The 16,846-nt window shown below is 70.5% G+C and carries 12 protein-coding genes; 5 read left to right on the top strand and 7 right to left on the bottom strand.

What is annotated here, in order from left to right; all coding sequences use genetic code 11:
• Positions 1 to 182 precede the first annotated feature (182 nt).
• Positions 183 to 386 carry a hypothetical protein gene (locus ACFU5M_RS11895; RefSeq protein ID WP_379047874.1) on the top strand — a complete coding sequence of 68 codons (204 nt, stop codon included), beginning with the start codon at positions 183 to 185 and terminating at the stop codon, positions 384 to 386.
• Here ACFU5M_RS11895 and ACFU5M_RS11890 read toward each other — a convergent pair whose 3' ends face one another.
• Complete coding sequence (locus ACFU5M_RS11890) at positions 387 to 1,832, bottom strand: aldehyde dehydrogenase (RefSeq protein WP_379047872.1); 1,446 nt, start codon at positions 1,830 to 1,832, stop codon at positions 387 to 389. It abuts the gene before it with no gap.
• A 209-nt stretch (positions 1,833 to 2,041) separates the two neighbouring features.
• Here ACFU5M_RS11890 and ACFU5M_RS11885 point away from each other — a divergent pair, with 209 nt between their 5' ends.
• Positions 2,042 to 2,344, top strand: a complete 303-nt coding sequence (locus ACFU5M_RS11885) for a hypothetical protein (RefSeq protein ID WP_040871049.1) — start codon at positions 2,042 to 2,044, stop codon at positions 2,342 to 2,344.
• Positions 2,345 to 2,349: 5 nt separating this feature from the next.
• On the opposite strand, the gene ACFU5M_RS11880 is transcribed toward ACFU5M_RS11885, so the two are convergent.
• The gene (locus ACFU5M_RS11880; protein WP_379047867.1) at positions 2,350 to 3,135 is read right to left on the bottom strand and encodes a class I SAM-dependent methyltransferase; all 786 of its coding nucleotides are present in this window, start codon (positions 3,133 to 3,135) and stop codon (positions 2,350 to 2,352) included.
• Positions 3,136 to 3,247: 112 nt separating this feature from the next.
• Here ACFU5M_RS11880 and ACFU5M_RS11875 point away from each other — a divergent pair, with 112 nt between their 5' ends.
• A complete protein-coding gene (locus ACFU5M_RS11875) occupies positions 3,248 to 4,420 on the top strand; it encodes a glycosyltransferase family 4 protein (protein ID WP_379047864.1) in 1,173 nt (390 codons plus the stop codon).
• Between the two features lie 62 nt (positions 4,421 to 4,482).
• On the opposite strand, the gene ACFU5M_RS11870 is transcribed toward ACFU5M_RS11875, so the two are convergent.
• Complete coding sequence (locus tag ACFU5M_RS11870; protein WP_379047861.1) at positions 4,483 to 6,447, bottom strand: hypothetical protein; 1,965 nt, start codon at positions 6,445 to 6,447, stop codon at positions 4,483 to 4,485.
• Positions 6,448 to 7,074: 627 nt separating this feature from the next.
• On the opposite strand from ACFU5M_RS11870, the gene ACFU5M_RS11865 reads away from it, so the two are divergent.
• Positions 7,075 to 8,247 (top strand): polysaccharide biosynthesis protein, encoded by a 1,173-nt coding sequence (locus ACFU5M_RS11865; RefSeq protein ID WP_379048023.1) that lies wholly within the window; start codon positions 7,075 to 7,077, stop codon positions 8,245 to 8,247.
• A gap of 298 nt (positions 8,248 to 8,545) precedes the next feature.
• Here the strand turns inward: ACFU5M_RS11865 and ACFU5M_RS11860 are convergent, their stop codons facing one another.
• Entirely contained in the window at positions 8,546 to 9,706 is a 1,161-nt protein-coding gene (locus ACFU5M_RS11860) for a DUF3068 domain-containing protein (RefSeq protein WP_379047858.1), read from the bottom strand.
• Between the two features lie 203 nt (positions 9,707 to 9,909).
• Between ACFU5M_RS11860 and ACFU5M_RS11855 the strand changes: the two genes are divergently transcribed.
• A complete protein-coding gene (locus ACFU5M_RS11855) occupies positions 9,910 to 11,094 on the top strand; it encodes an acyltransferase family protein (protein WP_379047855.1) in 1,185 nt (394 codons plus the stop codon).
• Positions 11,095 to 11,112: 18 nt separating this feature from the next.
• On the opposite strand, the gene ACFU5M_RS11850 is transcribed toward ACFU5M_RS11855, so the two are convergent.
• From ACFU5M_RS11850 to ACFU5M_RS11840, 3 genes are all read right to left on the bottom strand, one after another.
• Positions 11,113 to 11,613 (bottom strand): DinB family protein, encoded by a 501-nt coding sequence (locus ACFU5M_RS11850; protein WP_379047852.1) that lies wholly within the window; start codon positions 11,611 to 11,613, stop codon positions 11,113 to 11,115.
• A gap of 592 nt (positions 11,614 to 12,205) precedes the next feature.
• The gene (locus ACFU5M_RS11845) at positions 12,206 to 16,579 is read right to left on the bottom strand and encodes an alpha-(1->3)-arabinofuranosyltransferase (protein WP_379047849.1); all 4,374 of its coding nucleotides are present in this window, start codon (positions 16,577 to 16,579) and stop codon (positions 12,206 to 12,208) included.
• Positions 16,560 to 16,730: a DUF2613 domain-containing protein gene (locus ACFU5M_RS11840; protein WP_357130952.1), complete on the bottom strand. Its 171-nt coding sequence runs from the start codon at positions 16,728 to 16,730 to the stop codon at positions 16,560 to 16,562. Before ACFU5M_RS11840 ends, ACFU5M_RS11845 begins: the two co-directional genes overlap by 20 nt.
• Positions 16,731 to 16,846: the final 116 nt, after the last annotated feature.

Below are 16,846 nucleotides of genomic sequence, written 5' to 3'. Positions count from 1 at the left end.
CCGGGTAATGATCTTGTTGAGAGATTTCGTGTACTCGTGACTTATGCTTGGCGTGTTCTACCTTTCCCTTCACACAGTCGGATTACCAACGGTTAACTGATCGACTGAACTACTTCCCTACCGACATCGGACCCGCGATGCCCGCGGCGTACGGCGAGATCGACGCGAGAGGTGGTTGGAACATGGCCGATCTGGAGACGGCGAGATCCCTCGCCCCCATGGTCGCCGAATTCGAGTCGGCGACCGCGAGCACCCCGTTACGCCGGGCCGCGGGGCGGCTACTGGCGGTGCTGCCGCCCGGGTGGCGCGTCGAAATCGTCGACACGCCACCAGGGCGTTACGGCCACCGTGCGCCGCTGCTGCGGGTGGTCATGCCACCCGACTGATCACCCGGTCCAGCCGAGCGGCATGAGCAGCGACTTCTGCTCGCAGAACGCATCGAGACCCTCCGGGCCGTTCTCGCGTCCGAGTCCGGAGGCCTTGTAGCCGCCGAACGGTGAAGTCGGGTCGAAGGCATACCAATTGATCGCGTAGGTGCCGGTGCGCACCCGCGCCGCGATCTCGGCTCCGTGTTCGATGTCGGTCGTCCACACCGAGCCCGCGAGGCCGTAGACCGAGTCGTTGGCGAGGGCAACGGCCTCGTCCTCGGTCTCGTACGGAATGACCGACAGCACGGGCCCGAAGATCTCTTCCTGGGCGATGGTCGACTTGTTGTCCACGTCGGCGAAGATCGTCGGCTCGACGAACCATCCCCGGTCCAGACCCTCCGGGCGGCCGCCGCCGAGCACGAGTCGCGCGCCCTCGGCCTTGCCCTCGGCGATGTAGCCCTCCACTCGGTCGCGCTGACGCTCGGAGATCAGCGGGCCGAGCAGCACGCTCGGGTCGTTCGGGTCGCCGACCTTCATCGTCTTCACGTGTTCGACCAGCGCGTCGAGTATCTCGTCGTACCGGCTGCGCGGGGCGAGGATGCGGGTCTGCGCGACACAGCCCTGACCACTGTTCATCAGGCCGGAGAACGCGAGCACCGGGATGTTGGCCGCGAGGTCCATATCGGGCAACAGGATCGCCGCCGACTTGCCGCCGAGTTCGAGCGACACGCTCTTGAGCTGACCGGTGGCGATGGCCCCGATCTTCCGGCCGACCGCGGTGCTTCCGGTGAAGGTCACCTTGTCCACGCCGGGGTGCGAGACGAGGTACTCGGCCGCGTCGGGCTCGGCGGGCAGCACCGACAGCACGCCTTCGGGCAACCCGGCCTCGGTGAAGATGTCGGCGACCATATTGGCCGTGATCGGCGTCAGCGGAGCGGGCTTCAGGACTACGGTGCAACCGGCCAGCAGGGCCGGGGCGAGCTTGTTGACCGCGAGAAACAGCGGGACGTTCCACGCGGTGACCGCCGCGACGACGCCGCGCGGCTCGCGGGTGACCCGTGTAGTGCCGAACCCGCCGACGCGGGTCTCCCGCCAGGGGAAGGACTCGGCCAGGGCCGCGTAGGCGTCCAGTGCGGCGACCGCGGGGATCTGGTTCAGTGTCATCGCCATCATCTGCGGCACGCCGACCTCGGCGGTCAGCGCGGCGAGCAGGTCCGCGGAGCGCTGCTCGATCAGCCGGGCCGCGCGGGTGAGCACCTCGGCGCGCTCCTTCGGCGGTGTGGCCGGCCACGGGCCGTGGTCGAAAGCGTGCCTGGCCGCGGCGACCGCGGCGTCGACGTCGGCCCGGCTCACCGCCGGGACGCTGCCCACCGGCTCGACCGTGGCCGGCGAGATGACCTGGATGCGCTCGGCGGTGGCTGGCGCGGTCCAGCGGCCGCCGATGAACAAGCTGTCGTAATGCATGAGAACACGTTACAGTTTTGCCTCTCCCTTGTCTGTAACCTGTTCCAGTTTTGCGCGGCGGCAGCGCTCTGGCCAGTGTGAATCCCGACCTCTCGGTTCGCTTTTCGCCGAACGCACTATTGCGTTCTGTTGCTGGACGGGGGATGCTGTAGCGACATATCAGCTCGCTCCATTACCCAACCGTTACCGCGAACTGGGGAGTCCGAGTCATGGCGGTGCAAGTGATCGGCCGGTCGCTGATGACCAGCGATCAAACCGAGCATCAGGCTAAGTGCGTCGGCCACGGCGGGTGGGTGGTCTCCTTCCTACCCGGCCGCACTCTGACGATCGAGCAGGCGACCGCGGCTATGCAGGCCGCGGAGGCGGTCGCCGCCGTCGGGATGCTGGCCGACCTGGTCGGCCTCACCACGCTGGAGACCGTCGGATTGGCCATGCGGGAATCGCCGTGGAGCGAGCCCGTGCACGCGCCGTGCGGCAAGCGGCATTGGCGTCGCGGGTGGCTGGAGGCTTAGCTCGGCTACCTTTTGGTTGCCACCACGACCAGATTGCTCACAAGTAACTCCCGCACCATCGGCACCCGGACCAACCACCACGCCCAGCGGGGATGGTAACGCGGGAAGACGGTATGCACCTCCGCCGGAGTGTCTGCCGCCCAGCGCAATCCGTCCGCGGCCCGCACCGCGAACAGTGAGGTGCCGAACCTGTTCTTGGGTTCGCGACCGTGCTTGCGCCGGTACCGGCGCGCGGCGTACTCACCACCCAGGTAATGCCAGGGCCCGGTCTCGTGCCCGCCGAACGGGCCGTGCCACACCGTGTAGGAGAGCACGATCAACCCGCCCGGCCTGGTCACCCGCACCATCTCATCGGCCATCACCCACGGCTTCGAGACGTGTTCGGCGACGTTCGACGAGAAACAGATGTCGACGGCGCCGTCCCGGAACGGCAGCGCCATCCCGGATCCGCGGACCGCGCCCGCCACCGAGAGTCCTGCGGCGTGCATCTCCGTCGGGTCGGGTTCCACCGGGATGTAGCGCGCCCCCGCGCGGGCGAATTCGTCCGCGAAGTAGCCCGGCCCCCCACCCACGTCGAGGATCGTCGCACTGTCCAGCGATCTGCCGGTGAGGTCGGTGTAGAAGTCGGCGATCATTGCCGTGGTGTCGGCGGCCAGACCCCCGTAGAACAGGGCCGGATCGGTCTGCTCGAACCGGAAACTACCGAGCAGTCGCAGCGACCGGCGCAGGGTCGCCCGGCGGGCGAACCGGGGCGAGCTGCTGCGCGTCGGCGTCGTTTCGGCTTTGAGCACGGCGCCGAGTCTCGCACAACCCCGATGCTCGGCATCTCGGGCGGGTGCTCGGGTTAGGGTGTAGCGCGATATCCGACGTTCCCACCACCTACCGACCGAGAGAAGCTCCACCGTGCGCGAAGTCCTCCTGCTCTGCTGGCGTGACACCGGGCACCCGCAGGGCGGCGGCAGCGAGCGGTACCTCGAGCAGGTCGGCGCGCAGCTCGCGGCCCGCGGGGTCGAGGTCACCCTGCGCACGGCCCGCTACCCCGGCGCGCCGCGGCGGGAACGCGTCGACGGCATCGATATCAGCCGGGCGGGCGGACGCTACACGGTGTATCCGCGAGCGCTCGCCGCGCTCCTGCTCGGCCGGATCGGTCTCGGCCCCTTGCGTGGCCTGCGGCCGGACGCGGTGATCGACACTCAGAACGGCATCCCGTTCTTCGCCACCGCCGTCACCGCGGCGCCGTCGGTGGTGCTGGTGCATCACGGCCACCGTGAGCAGTGGCCGGTGGCTGGTCGGCTGGTCGGCCGCATCGGTTGGTGGATCGAGTCGCGGCTGTCTCCGCGCGTGCACCGGCGCAACCAATATCTGACCGTTTCGCTCCCGTCGGCGGAAGAATTGGCCACGCTCGGGGTGGACCGTTCGCGAATCGCGGTGGTCCGCAACGGAGCCGAACCTGTTCCAGCCGACGCGCCGACCGGTGCCGCGGAAACCCGTTCTCCCGCACCCACTGTCGTGGTGCTCTCCCGGCTGGTGCCGCACAAGCAGATCGAGGACGCGCTCGCAGCCGTGGCCCGGCTGCGCGACCGCGTTCCCGGTCTGCGCCTGGACGTGATCGGTGACGGTTGGTGGGCGGACAACTTGCGGGACAACGCTCGCGAACTCGGCATCGCCGACGCCGTCACCTTCCACGGGCACGTGGACGAGCGCCGCAAGCACGAACTTCTCGCTCGCGCCTGGGTGCACGTGCTGCCTTCTCGCAAAGAAGGGTGGGGGCTCGCGGTGATCGAGGCCGCCCAGCACGGCGTGCCGACGGTCGGCTACCGGAGTTCGCGCGGACTCACCGACTCCATCGTCGACGGCGCCACCGGAATCCTGGTCGACGACGTCGCCCAGTTGGCCGACGCCGTCGGCGATCTGCTGGACGATCCCGGTGCGCGCACGGTCATGGGTGAGAAGGCCCGCGCCCGCGCTCGCGAGTTCTCCTGGGAGCAGACCGGGAACGGAGTCTACGAAGTGCTGGCCGCGGCTGCCCGAGGCGAGCACACGAGCGGGTTGCTCGCGCCCCGGACGGCCGACTGAACGACACTTCGTCCGAAGTCGGCGATCGGTCGCCCGGACCTGTACGCAGTCGAGCAGCGTCCTCAGTTCCGCGTTCTGCTCCGGAATCGCGCGCGGGCGCCGAGGGCGGCGAGTGGGCCTGCGACGAGCATCGCGCCCCAGAGCACGTGGGCCGCGGCGGCGACGCAACGATGTGCGGTCGTCGATCGACCGCGCTCGACGACACCGGGCACGCGATACAGCGCGAGGTCGGCGTCCTCGTAGACCTGCTCGACGCGGGCCAGGGTCACGGCCGATTCGCCATGCGGTCCGGGGGTGGTTCGTTCGACGAGGACCCAACCCACTCCGAGGCGGGCCAGTTCCGCGGCCGAGCCGCCGCGGAGCAGCAGCGTTTCCACTTCTCTTGCGCGGGTCCCTTCGCCGGACACCGTACGCCCCCGCACCGGTAGCTCGCCGGTTTGCAGCACGTCGTTGGGCAGCATGCGCGGCGCCGGGTCCAGCACGGGTGCGGTGCCGCTGTAGCGGAACTTGCGGAACATCCCGCCCGGCAGCACCGCGACGTCGCCGGGACCGTCGATCCGGTCGGCGACCTGCTGCCAACCGGCGGGATAGCGCACCGGGCGGACCGCTCCGCCCGCGCCCCAGGCGAGGTCGTACAACGGCAACGCCAGAAGCGCGACGAAGACCACCGCGACCGTGGACGTCACGGCAGGCAGCGCCCCCGCGGGCCGGTCCGCCGACTCCCTCCGGGGTGCGTTCGAAAGACACCGGGCCGCGACGGCGCATCCCGCCGCCGCGCACAGGGCGTAGGCGGGCATGGCCAGGGCCACGTATTTCTGGGTGTCCCGCAGTAGGCCCGCACCGGGCACGTGGGCGACCAGCCACTCCAGCGCGCTCATGCCCCACGCCGTCGCACCGAGGGCGGGAAACAGGACCGCGACCGCCGCGAGCAGCAGCAATGCGCGGCGGACGTGCCGGTTGTCGGGGTCGGCGCCGCCGGTGGCGACGGCGCGCAAGCCCAGCGCGACGATCACCAGCAGCACCAGGGTGCCGATGGCGGCCAGCGGTGTGGTGCGCGAATCCGGTACCGCCTCGGCGTTCCAGATCCCGCCGAGGCCGGCCGAGCTGCCGAGCGTGCCGAGGCCTGGTTCGCCCCGTGCGGCGAAGGCCGCGATGCCCGCGGGATCGGACGGCTCGGCGCCCGCACCCGACAGCGCGGTCGCGACCAGCCACGGCGCGGATGCGGCGAGCCAGAGGACGAGCGCCGCGGGAAGTTGGCGTCGGTGGACCAGCGCGAAGGCGGTCGCGCCGGCCAACAGAGCACCGGTCGGGGTGAGCCCGGCGGCCGCGAGTGATCCGGCCAGCGCCGCCCAGGCGGATATCGTTCCGACGCTTGCGTGCCGTGCCGCCGTGACAACGGGCAGCCACCAGCCGCTACCCACCGTATCGGCGGAAGCGGGGCTGCCGGAGTATTCGGCTGACGCGGCTTCGCCGGGGTGACCGGCTGAGCCGGGTGTGCTCTGGGGTGCGATCGAGCCGGGCTGTGCCGGTGCGTTCGACAGAATCCTGTTGCGGCGTTTCGCGGTAGACGCGGATCGGAGGTGGTACCCGGCCAGCGCTGTCCAGGGCAGCGCGGCGTATCCGGCAAGCAGGCTCCAGTGCCCTTGTAACAGGCGCTCGGCCACGTACGGGTTCCACAACGCGACCGTCGCGGCGACCAATTGCGGGCCGAGCGACGCGCGCAGCAGTTCGCGCGCGAGTGCCGCTGCCCCATATGCCGCGGCCCACAGCGCGACCACGAGAATCGCTTTGACCAGGAGCCCGCCGTCGATGAATGCCGACAGCACGGCCAGCAGCGCATCCTGCGGCACCGCCCGGGGCGCCGCGTCGCCGAGACCGAGCGCCGAGTCGGTCGGATAACTGCGCGGCGTGCTCACCGCGTCGCGCAACAGCAGGTATCCGGGTGCCAACAGGGGCGCGGTCACCACCAGCGACCCGACCGCGCTGTATCCCGCAGCCACCGCTCGGTCTCGACCGCTCCCACTCACGCCTGAGCACTGTACGTCCCGATGTCTTCCGTCGCCGAGTCAACGGGGATCGCGGGTCGGTGTCCGGGCTCGGTGGATCGGTGCTGGTGCCGGCGTCGTCCAGCAGCACCTTCCCGGAGTTCGTGCGCAGTTCCGGCTTCGGCAGGACGCGCGCGATCGGACCGCGGGTCCTGTTCGTCGAAGCGAGTTGCGCAGCGATCAGTGCCGCACTGTCGACCTCCTGTCGTTGATTCGCATACCGGTGACGCCGAACGTCGTACTGCCAGGTTGTACGCCATACCAGGTGTTGTCGTGACGCGGTCGGTTCTACAGGGCGGCTCGGTGGCACCCGGCCCGCGATTGTGCTTAGCCCCGGGCGGCGATCCTCGGTACCTCGGTTCGTGCCGTACTCCGTGGGCCTGGGCCAGTAACCGGCGACCGGCCGGTGCGCGGCGGAGCCCGGAGCCCTGGCGTGCGGTCCACGACTGGACGGCTCGCGTCGCGGACTGCCGAGCCCATGGCGCGCACATCTCGCACTGCGGCGGGGCGGGCCGGGCGACGGCCGGTGCGGGTGGGACGATGGGCGGCGTGTCTGCTGTCCGTCGATTTCCTGTGGTGGCGGATCTGACGTGGGTGACGGCGGGTGCGATGACCGCGAACGTCGCCGGGTATCTGCTGCAACTGCTGGCCGGGCGATGGCTGGGGGTCACCGGCTACAGCGAGTTCGCGAGTCTGCTCGCGGTGCAACTGCTCTGCGCGGTTCCGGCGCTGGCCTTGCAGAACGTGGTGGCGCGGGAACTCGTGCGCGGCGCGGGGACGGCGGCGCTGCGCGGGCTCCAGTGGCGGTGCGCGGTGATCGTGGCATTGGTGGCGGCGGCGCTGGTGCCGCTGGTCGCCCTCACGCTGAACGTGGGGGTGGCCGCCACCGCGGCGGCACTGGGTGCGGCGCCCGCGCTGGTGCTGTTGTCCGGCGAACAGGGAGTGCTGCAGGGTGGCAAGCGGTTTCGGGCGTTGGGAACGGTGCTCGGTGCCGCCGGGATCGTCCGGGTCGCGCCCGCGCTGGTAATTCTCGCGCTGGGCGGCGGCGCGACGCTCGCCCTGTGGGCCGCGGCCTGCGGGGTCGCGGTGGCGGCGCTGCTGGCCAGAATCGTCGCCGGCGCGCCGTCCACACGCGCTCGCGCCCTGGCGGCGGGCGAGGTCGCCGCAGCCCCCGGCGTGCTGCCGGTGCTGCGGGCCGCACAGGTGCAGGCGGCGCTGATGGCGCTGTCGTCGGCGGATCTCATCGTGGTGCGGATCGTGCTCGACGACGTGGACGCCAGCCGCTACGCGCTCGGCACCATCGCCACCAAGATCGCCTTCTGGCTGCCGCAGGCCGTCGGCGTCGTGCTCTACCCGCGGATGGCCCAGCCGACGCACTCCGCGAGCGCGATCCGGGCAGCGCTGGCGGTGCTCAGCGGAATCGGCCTCGTCGCGGTGCTCGGCGCCGCGCTCGCCGCGCCGCTCGCTCCGCTGCTGGCGGGCGAGGACTACGCCCCGATCCAGGGCTTGCTGTGGGTCTTCGCGCTGCACGGCGCGCTGCTGGCCGTGCTGCAAGGCGCGGTGCTCTCGGCCATCGCCGTCGACCGCACTTCGCTCGCGCTGGTCGCCTGGCTGGGGCTGGCCGTAGAGGTCACCCTGATGCTGTCGCTGGCCCGTTCGGTTCCGGCGCTGATCATCACGGCCGTGTCGGTGGCCGCCGCCACCACCTTCGTGGTCGCCGTCATCGTCCTGCGCGCGGCCGACCACACGACACGCCCCGAGCCGCTGCGCCCGGTCGGCTGACCAGGACCGCCTAGCTCGTCGCATGATCGCCGCGGTGCACACCCCGGTCTACCGACGCGGCTCGCGCGTTCTTTCGCGATGTCCTGCGCCGGCCGAACCGACACCCACGACGGCCGGCTGTCGTTCGGGACCGGCCCGAGCGAACTCGGCGTGCATCCCACCGAAGGCACGCCGTGCCACGAGATACCGTCTCCGGTCGCCCATCCGCTCGGCGATACCGAACCCCGAGAAACCCCGAAAACGAATTCGGCTCCCCAGCCGGTAGGCGGGGGAGCCGAATTCAGTGGCACTCAGCCGGTCATGGCTGCTTGTTGATCCGAATCTGCTCGGTCGGCGCGTCGTCGGCGCCACGGTTGGCGCGCGGTGCGGGGGCGGCCGGAGCCGCGCCGCTCGGACGCTGCCCCGGGGCGCCGCCCGCCCGCGCGGGCGTCGGAGCCGAGCCGCCGCGGATGCCGAGGACCGCACCGGCGATCAGCGCGATCACGCCGAGGACGCCGAGGATGATCGGCATGACCCGCCCGTACAGCGACAGCTTGTCGATGTTCTCCTTGGCTACCGAGAGCTGCGACTCGATCGTGTTCTCGTCGAACACGAGGTGCGACTTCAGCGCGGTGACCTCCGGCTTGTCCGCGGTGCGCGAGTAGTAGAGGTGCAGCGCCTCGCCACCCTTGACGACCGTGCCGGTCTTCGGCTCCACCCACAGGTCACGGGTGTTGGTGTAGTAACGGGTCATGGTCACCGGGGCATCGCCGCCCTCGACGCCCCACTTGGCGGCGGGCAGGCTCAACCGGTTCGTCGGCGCCTGCACGACGTCCCACAGGCTGGTGGCGGGCACCGACATCTGGAAGTGGTAGACCTTCGTGTTGTTGATCTCGGTCTCTTCGAGGAAGTTGGCGTCGAAGGTCTTGCGGACGTTGAGATCGAAGTACGGGTAGGCCTTCTTCTCGGTACCGAGCGGGAATCGGTACTGCAGACCGGTGTGCTGCACCGGCTCGGCGATGCTCTGGCCCTCGAGGTTCGCGGTCACGGCCACCGAGCCGTTGGGCTCGGTGCCGACCGGCTCGCCGGTCACCCGGTCGATGGTCACTCGGTCGACGGTCGCGGTGAGCAGGCCGGTGTCGCCCTGCTTGTCGATGCGCCGCAGCGTCTGGCCGGCCTGTACCGTCATCTGCTCGGCGTCGGCCGGGTCCTCGACGGTGAGGAAGCGCTGCGAGACCAGCGGGACATTCGTGTCGACCTTCGCCGTGCCCTCCGGAGCGGTCAGCGACTTGGAGTCGAGCACCAGGCTGTCCTCACCCTGCTGGTTCGTCGCGATCGTAGTGATCTCCAGGTCGAGGGGAGTTTTGGCCAGCTTGTCGACGGTGTATGTCGGGATCATGATTGCGGCGACGATCAGCAACGCGCCGAGACCCACGAGCAGGCAGGCCACCGTCCTTCTGGTACCGGCACTCAGTGCCATGCAAACTCTCCTCGTCGTAGAACACAGGTCGCTCCGGCGAGCACTGCGGGCAGGCCGCGGCACTCGTGAGCCCCGACACTAACAGTCCGATGTCGTACCATGCGGCGTCGAGGCCGAAACGGCCGAGAAATCGCCCGAGTCTAACGCGAAATCTGAAACGCCGGGTTATCAACTGTGGATTCGTCAAGGCAGACTGGAGCCCGATGACCGCGACCCTGCCCACAGCGGCGCCCGGGACCGAACCGGTGCGCCCGCGCGCGTTCGTGCCTGCCTTGGAAGGTATGCGCGGAATGGCCGCGCTCGGCGTGCTGCTGACGCACGTCGCCTTCCAGACCGGCGCCGCGGGCACACCGGTCGTCGGCCGGGTGTGGGGTCGGTTCGACATGGCGGTGGCGGTGTTCTTCGCGCTGTCCGGGTTCCTGCTCTGGCGGCCGCACGCCGCGGCCGCGCGGGGGCTGGACACCGCTCCGCCCGTCGGCTATTACCTACGACATCGTGCCGCTCGCATCCTGCCCGCGTATTGGGTCGTGGTCTGCGCGGTCCTGGTGCTGCTGCCCAGCGCCGCCGGGACGGCGGGCCTGCGGGTGTGGGCATCGAATCTGGCGCTGCTACAGGTCTTCGTACCGCTGACGCTCACCGACGGTCTCACGCAGATGTGGAGTCTCTCGGTGGAGGTCGCCTTCTATCTCGTGCTGCCCGTCCTGGCGTTCGCGCTGGTGCGCCTGCGCGGCCCCGCGGCCCGGCGGCGGGTGCCGGTGCTGCTGGCGCTCGCTCTGCTCAGCCTCGGTTGGAACCTCATTCCGGTGCCCACTCCCGACGCGATCCACGCGGACAACTGGCTGCCGGGTTATCTGCCCTGGTTCGCCGCTGGCATGATCCTCGCGGAGCTCGCCGAACATAGCGTCCGGCTATCGCGCTGGTGGAAAGTCGGGGCGAATCAGCCACTGATGTGGGCCGTCGCGGTGGCCGCCTTCCTGCTCGCGGCGACCGATCTGGCCGGACCCGCCGGGCTCACCAGGGCCGAACCCTGGCAGTACGTGGTGAAGATGGGACTCGGCGCGATCATCGGGTTCGCGCTGCTCGCACCGCTGGTGCTGCGCGATCCGGCGGCGCGCGCGCACCGCTGGCTGGAGTCGCCGGTGGCCGCGACGCTCGGCCGCTGGTCCTACGGCATCTTCATCTGGCACCTCGCGGTGCTGTCGATCGTGTTCCCGGTCTTCGGCATCCTGCCCTTCCAGGGGGACTTCGGTTACGTCCTGGCTCTTACCATCGCCGTCACCCTTCCGGTCGCCGCGGCCAGTTACGCGCTGGTCGAGGAGCCGGTAAGGCGCTGGGCCCGCCGCCGGGACCGGGTGCGGCGCAACCCCGAGCCCGAGCCCGCGCCCTGATCGACGGCCCGCGGGAGGTCAGCCATCGAGTTGCCGGTGCATGTCCAGCAGGTGGTGGCGCAGCTCGTGCAGGGTGTGCATCGCGAGCCAGCGCAGGGAACGAACCGCGGGTTCGGGGTAGGGGAAGCCCAGGGTGCGCTCCCAGTCGTCGTCACCGAGTCGCTCCAGAACGTTCGCGAACAGCTGGGCGGCGTCGCGGATCTGGCGAGCCACGTCCGCGGGGTTCTGCTCGGCATAGCCGTCGTGCTCGACGCGCTCGTCCCGGCCCATCGCCGTAGCCGTCGGATTGTCCGAACGGCGTGCGGCCAGCACGCGCTCGCGCTGGGCCAGCAGGACATCCCGCACGTGGCAGGCGTACTCCAACGGTGACCACACCTCCGGCTTGCCGCGCTGCCGTAACTTGCCGCTGTCGGCGCCGAGCAGGTCTGCGTATTCCACTGCGTGCTCCCGCGCCAGCGACGGCACGTCGGCCGCCGAAGCCAAGTCGTAGATGAATCCGCATTCGGCACAGGTGTTCACGCGTGGTCACGTTAGCAACGAGTGTGCTTGCGGCGCACGGCGATGCGCGCCTCGTCGAGCGAAACTCCGCGCGCGGACGAGGTCGTCGGTTGCGATCGGTGCGGGGATCGTCGGTGCCGGGCTGTCGAGTGACGCGGTCGGTGTCGGGCTGTGGACCGGTGTGGATGGTTAGCGCTCGGTTGTTGAGTGTGGATGGTCAGTGTCCGGCTGGGGAGTGGTGTGGATGGTCAGCGCTTGGCTGTGGATCGGTGTGGATGGTTAGCGCTCGGTTGTTGGGCGGCGCGGATGGTCAGTCCGGCTGGGGAGTGGTGTGGATGGTCAGCGCCGGTCGTGGACCGGTGTGGATGGTTAGCGCCCGGTCGTTGAGTGTGGATGGTCAGTGTCCGGCTGGGCAGTGGTGTGAATGATCAGCGCTCGGCTGTGGATCGGTGTGGATGGTTAGCGCTCGGCTGTGGATCGGTGTGGATGGTCAGCGCTCGGTTGTTGAGCGGCGCGGACGGTCAGTGTCCGGCTGGGGAGTGGTGTGGATGGTCAGCGCCGGTCGTGGATCGGTGTGAATGATCAGCGCCCGGTTGTCGAGCGGCGCGGACCGTCAGTGCCCGACCGGCGGGGGAAGCGGCTCGTCGGATCGGCGCGCATCGGGCTGATCGCTGTGTTTCGGCCGGGGCAATGCCGCGATGCCCACCGCGATGATCGCGAGCAGTGCGGGCAGCTGTACCAGTACGGAGCCGCCCATATAACCGTCGGGCGAGCGCCACGGGCCCGTGGACAGCGCGGCAGCGGAGAGCATGGTGCCCATCCCCGCCACGACGACGAGCGCGCGCGGGGTGACGTACTGCGTGAAACGGGTTGCGGCCAAGGCGATCACCGTGGCGGCAGTGCCCACCGGGCCTGCGATCACGGTGGCCGCACCGGTGAGCCCCACCGCACCCATCCAGCGTCGGCCCCAGGTGCCGCGAGCATCGGCGCTCGAATCCGGCTCATCGGCGGACTCATCCGAGTCCGCTCCGCCCGCGTCGGCCTCGGTCGCGCCAGGCCGCGCGCGCCGGGGGATAGCCAGGACCGCGAGCGGAAGGAGCAGCAGCAGGCCACCGAAGATGCCGAGGCGGTACCACCGGTCGACCGGGAAAGCGATCGTCACCGGTCCGGTGACATCGGCGGGCAGCAGCCAGGCCTGCTGCCAGCCGTCGACCACCACCGGTTCGAGTACGTGACCGTCCACGCTGGTCGCGCGCCATCCGACATTGGTGCTCAGCGGCAGCACGAGCAGCCGCATGCCCGGGTCCGCCTCGGGGGCCGTGGCAGCTTCCGTCCCGGTTCGGTTCAAGCGCAGCCGATCCACGAAGAACAGGTCGGTCGGCCCGACCGCCACATCGGCCCGGCCCTGCGGCAGCGCGAACTCGTTCGGCGTCCCGCCCTCCGGCTCGGCCGTGTCGTCGGTGCACACCCGGGCGGGGACGGGTGCGCCGGAGCGCAATTCGCCGACGGTAGCGGTGACCGAGGTGCGCAGCGTCCGGCCGCCCACATCGATCGTCGGCCCCAGCGCGCACGGGACGGTGATCTCGCGGTCCAGCGCGGCGGCCTCGGGGTAGTCCGGTCCCAGCACCGTCACCTCCGCCAGACCGGGCGGCTGGGTCTGCACGAAACCGAGCGCCGTTCGGTCGAGCACCGGCCGCCAGGTCCGCATGCTGAGTTCGATGCGGTCGGTCACGGTGGGATGCAGGGATATCCGGGTGGGCGTGCCGGTGCGGTCGTTCTCCAGCTCACGCACCTGCGGGCCGTCACCGAGATCCACCGTCACCGAGGTGGGCGCCGCGGGCAGGCCGCCGAGCGAAGGGGTCAGCTCGAGGCCGGTCACCAGCGTGGGTCCGGGCAGCTCGAGGGTGAGCGTCGGCCTGCCGCCGGTCGGCCGTCGGACCGAGTCCTCGGGCGCGGTCCAACTCGTGCGCGGATCGCCGTCGGTCGCGGCGAACGCGGCCCCGCGTAAGTCGCCGACGTCGGCCTTGCCCCTGGCCACCGGCCGGGCGTGGTCGGTGAGCAGCGCCTCCAGGGCCGGGCCCTGCCTGGTGCGGACGGTGAGTTCGGGGAAAACCGACATCGGTTCGGGGACGGTCAGTGTGCGCTGGAACGTGCCGGGTTCCTCCGGCGCCAAAGCGAGACCTTTGCTGCAACGCACCCGGTCGGGCGCATCGAAACAGGCGCTGCGGCCGGGGAATTCCTGACCGAGATCCCAGCCGCGCAGTTGTGCGCCCGCTGGAGCGGATGGCACCACGGTCCGGTGCCGGATGTCGACGCGGACGGGCGCGTTGCGTACCGAATAGTCGTCCAGCGCGAGTTCGCTGATGCCGAATTGCCCACCGCCCGAGCCGCCTTCGGTACGAATGGCAGTGATGGTCAGCCACTCTGTGCGGCCGGCGGGGAGCGAAACGGAGACCGGCACGCCGGGTTCGGACACCCGGACCGAGACGGTGCCGTTCGCGGTGCGCACCTCGATCCATTTGACCGGGTCGCCGATGGCGGCCGAACTGGTGGTCAGTTTCAGCTGTCCGGCCTGGATCGGCCGATCGAGATCGAGTCGCAGCCACTGTCCGAGCGCACGTTCGATGCCGTTGCTGATCCACGCGGTGGCCGGATCGCCGTCGACGACGGCCGCGGTCGAGCTTCCCGGCGCGGCCCCGCCGAGCTGGGTGGCGTCCGCGGCCGAGCTGGACGCGGTGATCGTGGCGCCGGACCACGCGCCGCGCACCAGTTCCGCGCCGGGCACCGGATAGTCGGGCACCAGGTTGTGCGTGCGGCGTGCGTCGTCAGGGGCGCGCAACGCCGAGTTGTGGTTGTCCACCCGGCCGAAATCGGCTTCGCGATCCATCGGCGTGTCGGTGACGGTCACGGGCCCGATCGGCAACCCGGCCCTGGCCGCGTCGGCGGCGAGCAAGCCGGGCGTCCGGGCGGCGGCAGGATCGCGGCGCATCCGCTCGAACACTTCGGGTCCGCCCTGGATCACCGGAACATCGCCGAGCGGGACGGTGTACGCGCCGGGGAACGCGTCGGGCGCGCCGATACCGCCGCGCACCTCGGCGGGCGTGCCCAGCCCCGGTGCGTCGACCCGGTAGATCTCGACCGCCGGATAAGGCGGGCGCAGGTCACCGTCGGCCACCAGGTCGTCGGCGATCACCACCGATTCGATCGGGTTGCCGAACTCGGCCACCTTGCGCAGACCGGGCGACTCGTCGAGCGCCTGATGGGCCAGCATCGGCCGGGTCGAGCGGGAGGTCTCCGGGTCGAGATCGTTGCGCAGGACGACGACGCCGATGCCCTGCGCGCGCAACGTCGCGGCCAGGCCCGCCGAGGGTCTGCCGTCGGCGATGAGCCGCTGCACCGAATCCATCGCGCGAATGGTGCCGGGCGGGTTCAGCGGCACCGCGTCGCGGATCGCCCATGGCGTTCCGGCCAGCGCTTGCAGCGGTTCGTCGCGCGTGAGTCCCCAGACCTGGCTGCCGAAAGGAGCGCCCGGCACCACGAGGGCGCGCGTATCGGAAGCGTTGTTCGCCAGCCAGTCCGCGGTCTGCTGCCAGTACGCGGGAACCCGGTCGTAGGCGCCGCGCGGCGCGAGCTTGCCGGTCCAGGCCAGCGAGGTGGACAGGGCCAGCGCGGTGAGGATCAGCGCAGCCACCGCGACCGCGCGGTCCCGCTCCGGGTGCGCGAACGCGCCGCGCCAAACCCGTGCGGGAACGGAGGCGGGCAACGGAACCCGGGCGAGCAGCTGCGCCAGTCCGAGCACGAGCGGGATGCGGATCAGCGGCTCCAGCTTGTGCACATTGCGCAGCGGAGCGCCACCGGAGTCCAGGAAGACGCGCACCGGCTCCGCGAACGGCCCGCCCAGTTCACCGGCGAATCCGGCGCAGATGCCGATCAGCCCGACGCACAGAATGAGGACGAGCCTGCCCCGGTACGGCATGGACCGCATGGCCAGGCCCGCCATGCCCGCCGCCGCGACCAGCCCGGTCGCGAGCACTGCCGCGGGCTGGGTCACCAGCACCGCGCCCGCGATACGTTCCGGCGAGACGAACGGGGTCCAGCTGTCGGTACCGCGCAGCACCTCGCCGAGCGAGGCCCACTGCGTCGTCACGCCCGAGGACTCGATGTAGTCCAGGAACGGCGGACTCACCTTGCCCAGCAGCAGCAGCGGCACCGCCCACCAGAACGTGGCCAGCACCAGCAGCGGAATCCACGCCGCGGTGAAGCGCCACCAACGGCGGTTCGGTGAGGCAGCCGCCCACCACAGCAGCGCGGGCAGGAAGGCGGCCACCGTCGCGACCGCGTTGACCGAGCCCATCAGGGCGAGCGCGAGCGCGCTGCCCGCGGGCGACTCCGCTCCGCCCCGCCGCCGGGCGCGTCCGGCGACGCCGAGCGCGGCGGGTGCGAGCAGCACCCACGGAGCCAACATCATCGGCAGCGTCTCCGAGGAGATCGACCCGACGGTGGTCAGCACCCGCGGCGACAGCGCGAACGCGAGCGCGGCGACGACACGCGACCCGCGCGTCCCGATGCCCAGCGTCTCGCACAGGCGGACGATCCCCCAGAATCCGGCGAGCAGCAGTAGCGCCCACCAGATCCGCTGCGTGACCCAGGCGGGCACGCTCAGCAGATGGCCGAGCGAGAAGAACGCGCCGTGCGGGAAGAAGTATCCGTAGGCCTGGTTCTGCACCTGACCCATCGGCGCCTGGCTACTCCACAGATGGCCGGCGCGCGCGAGGAAGCCGAGCGGATTCTGCGCCAGGTCGTATTTCGTGTCGGCGACCGTGAGTCCCGGCGCCTGCACGAAGGTCAGCAGGAATGCCGCGACGACGGTCGCGGCGAACCAACGTCTGCCCAGCGGCGCGGTGCTGTGCTGCCCCGGCGCCGCGGAAGATCCGAACGAATTCGCGGTTGAAGCGGAGGTCAGCGGGTCAGCGGCTGCCGTACTCAACGTTGTTCAGCAGCGAGGAGTCCTTGTCGCCGCTGCGGTCGATGTCCGGGCGCGAGTTCTGCTGCACCGCGAGGGTGATGAGGAAGACACTCAGCACACCCAGCACGGCGCCCGCGACGGCACTCGCAACACCCGGGACAGCAAACTTCATCGCGGCACTCCAATACGTCGATGCAGGCACGTTCCCGGCCAACCTAGCAGGACGTCCGGTATTTGTATGCGTTCAGGCCGGGGAATCTCCGATCCGCCCGCATCGGCGAGCCCTGT

Origin of the sequence: Nocardia sp. NPDC057455 (assembly GCF_042802775.1) — a bacterium.
Classification (GTDB): Bacteria; Actinomycetota; Actinomycetes; order Mycobacteriales; family Mycobacteriaceae; genus Nocardia.
The sequence above is the reverse complement of the archived record's forward strand: the minus strand, read 5'-3'. Positions and strand labels throughout refer to the sequence as shown.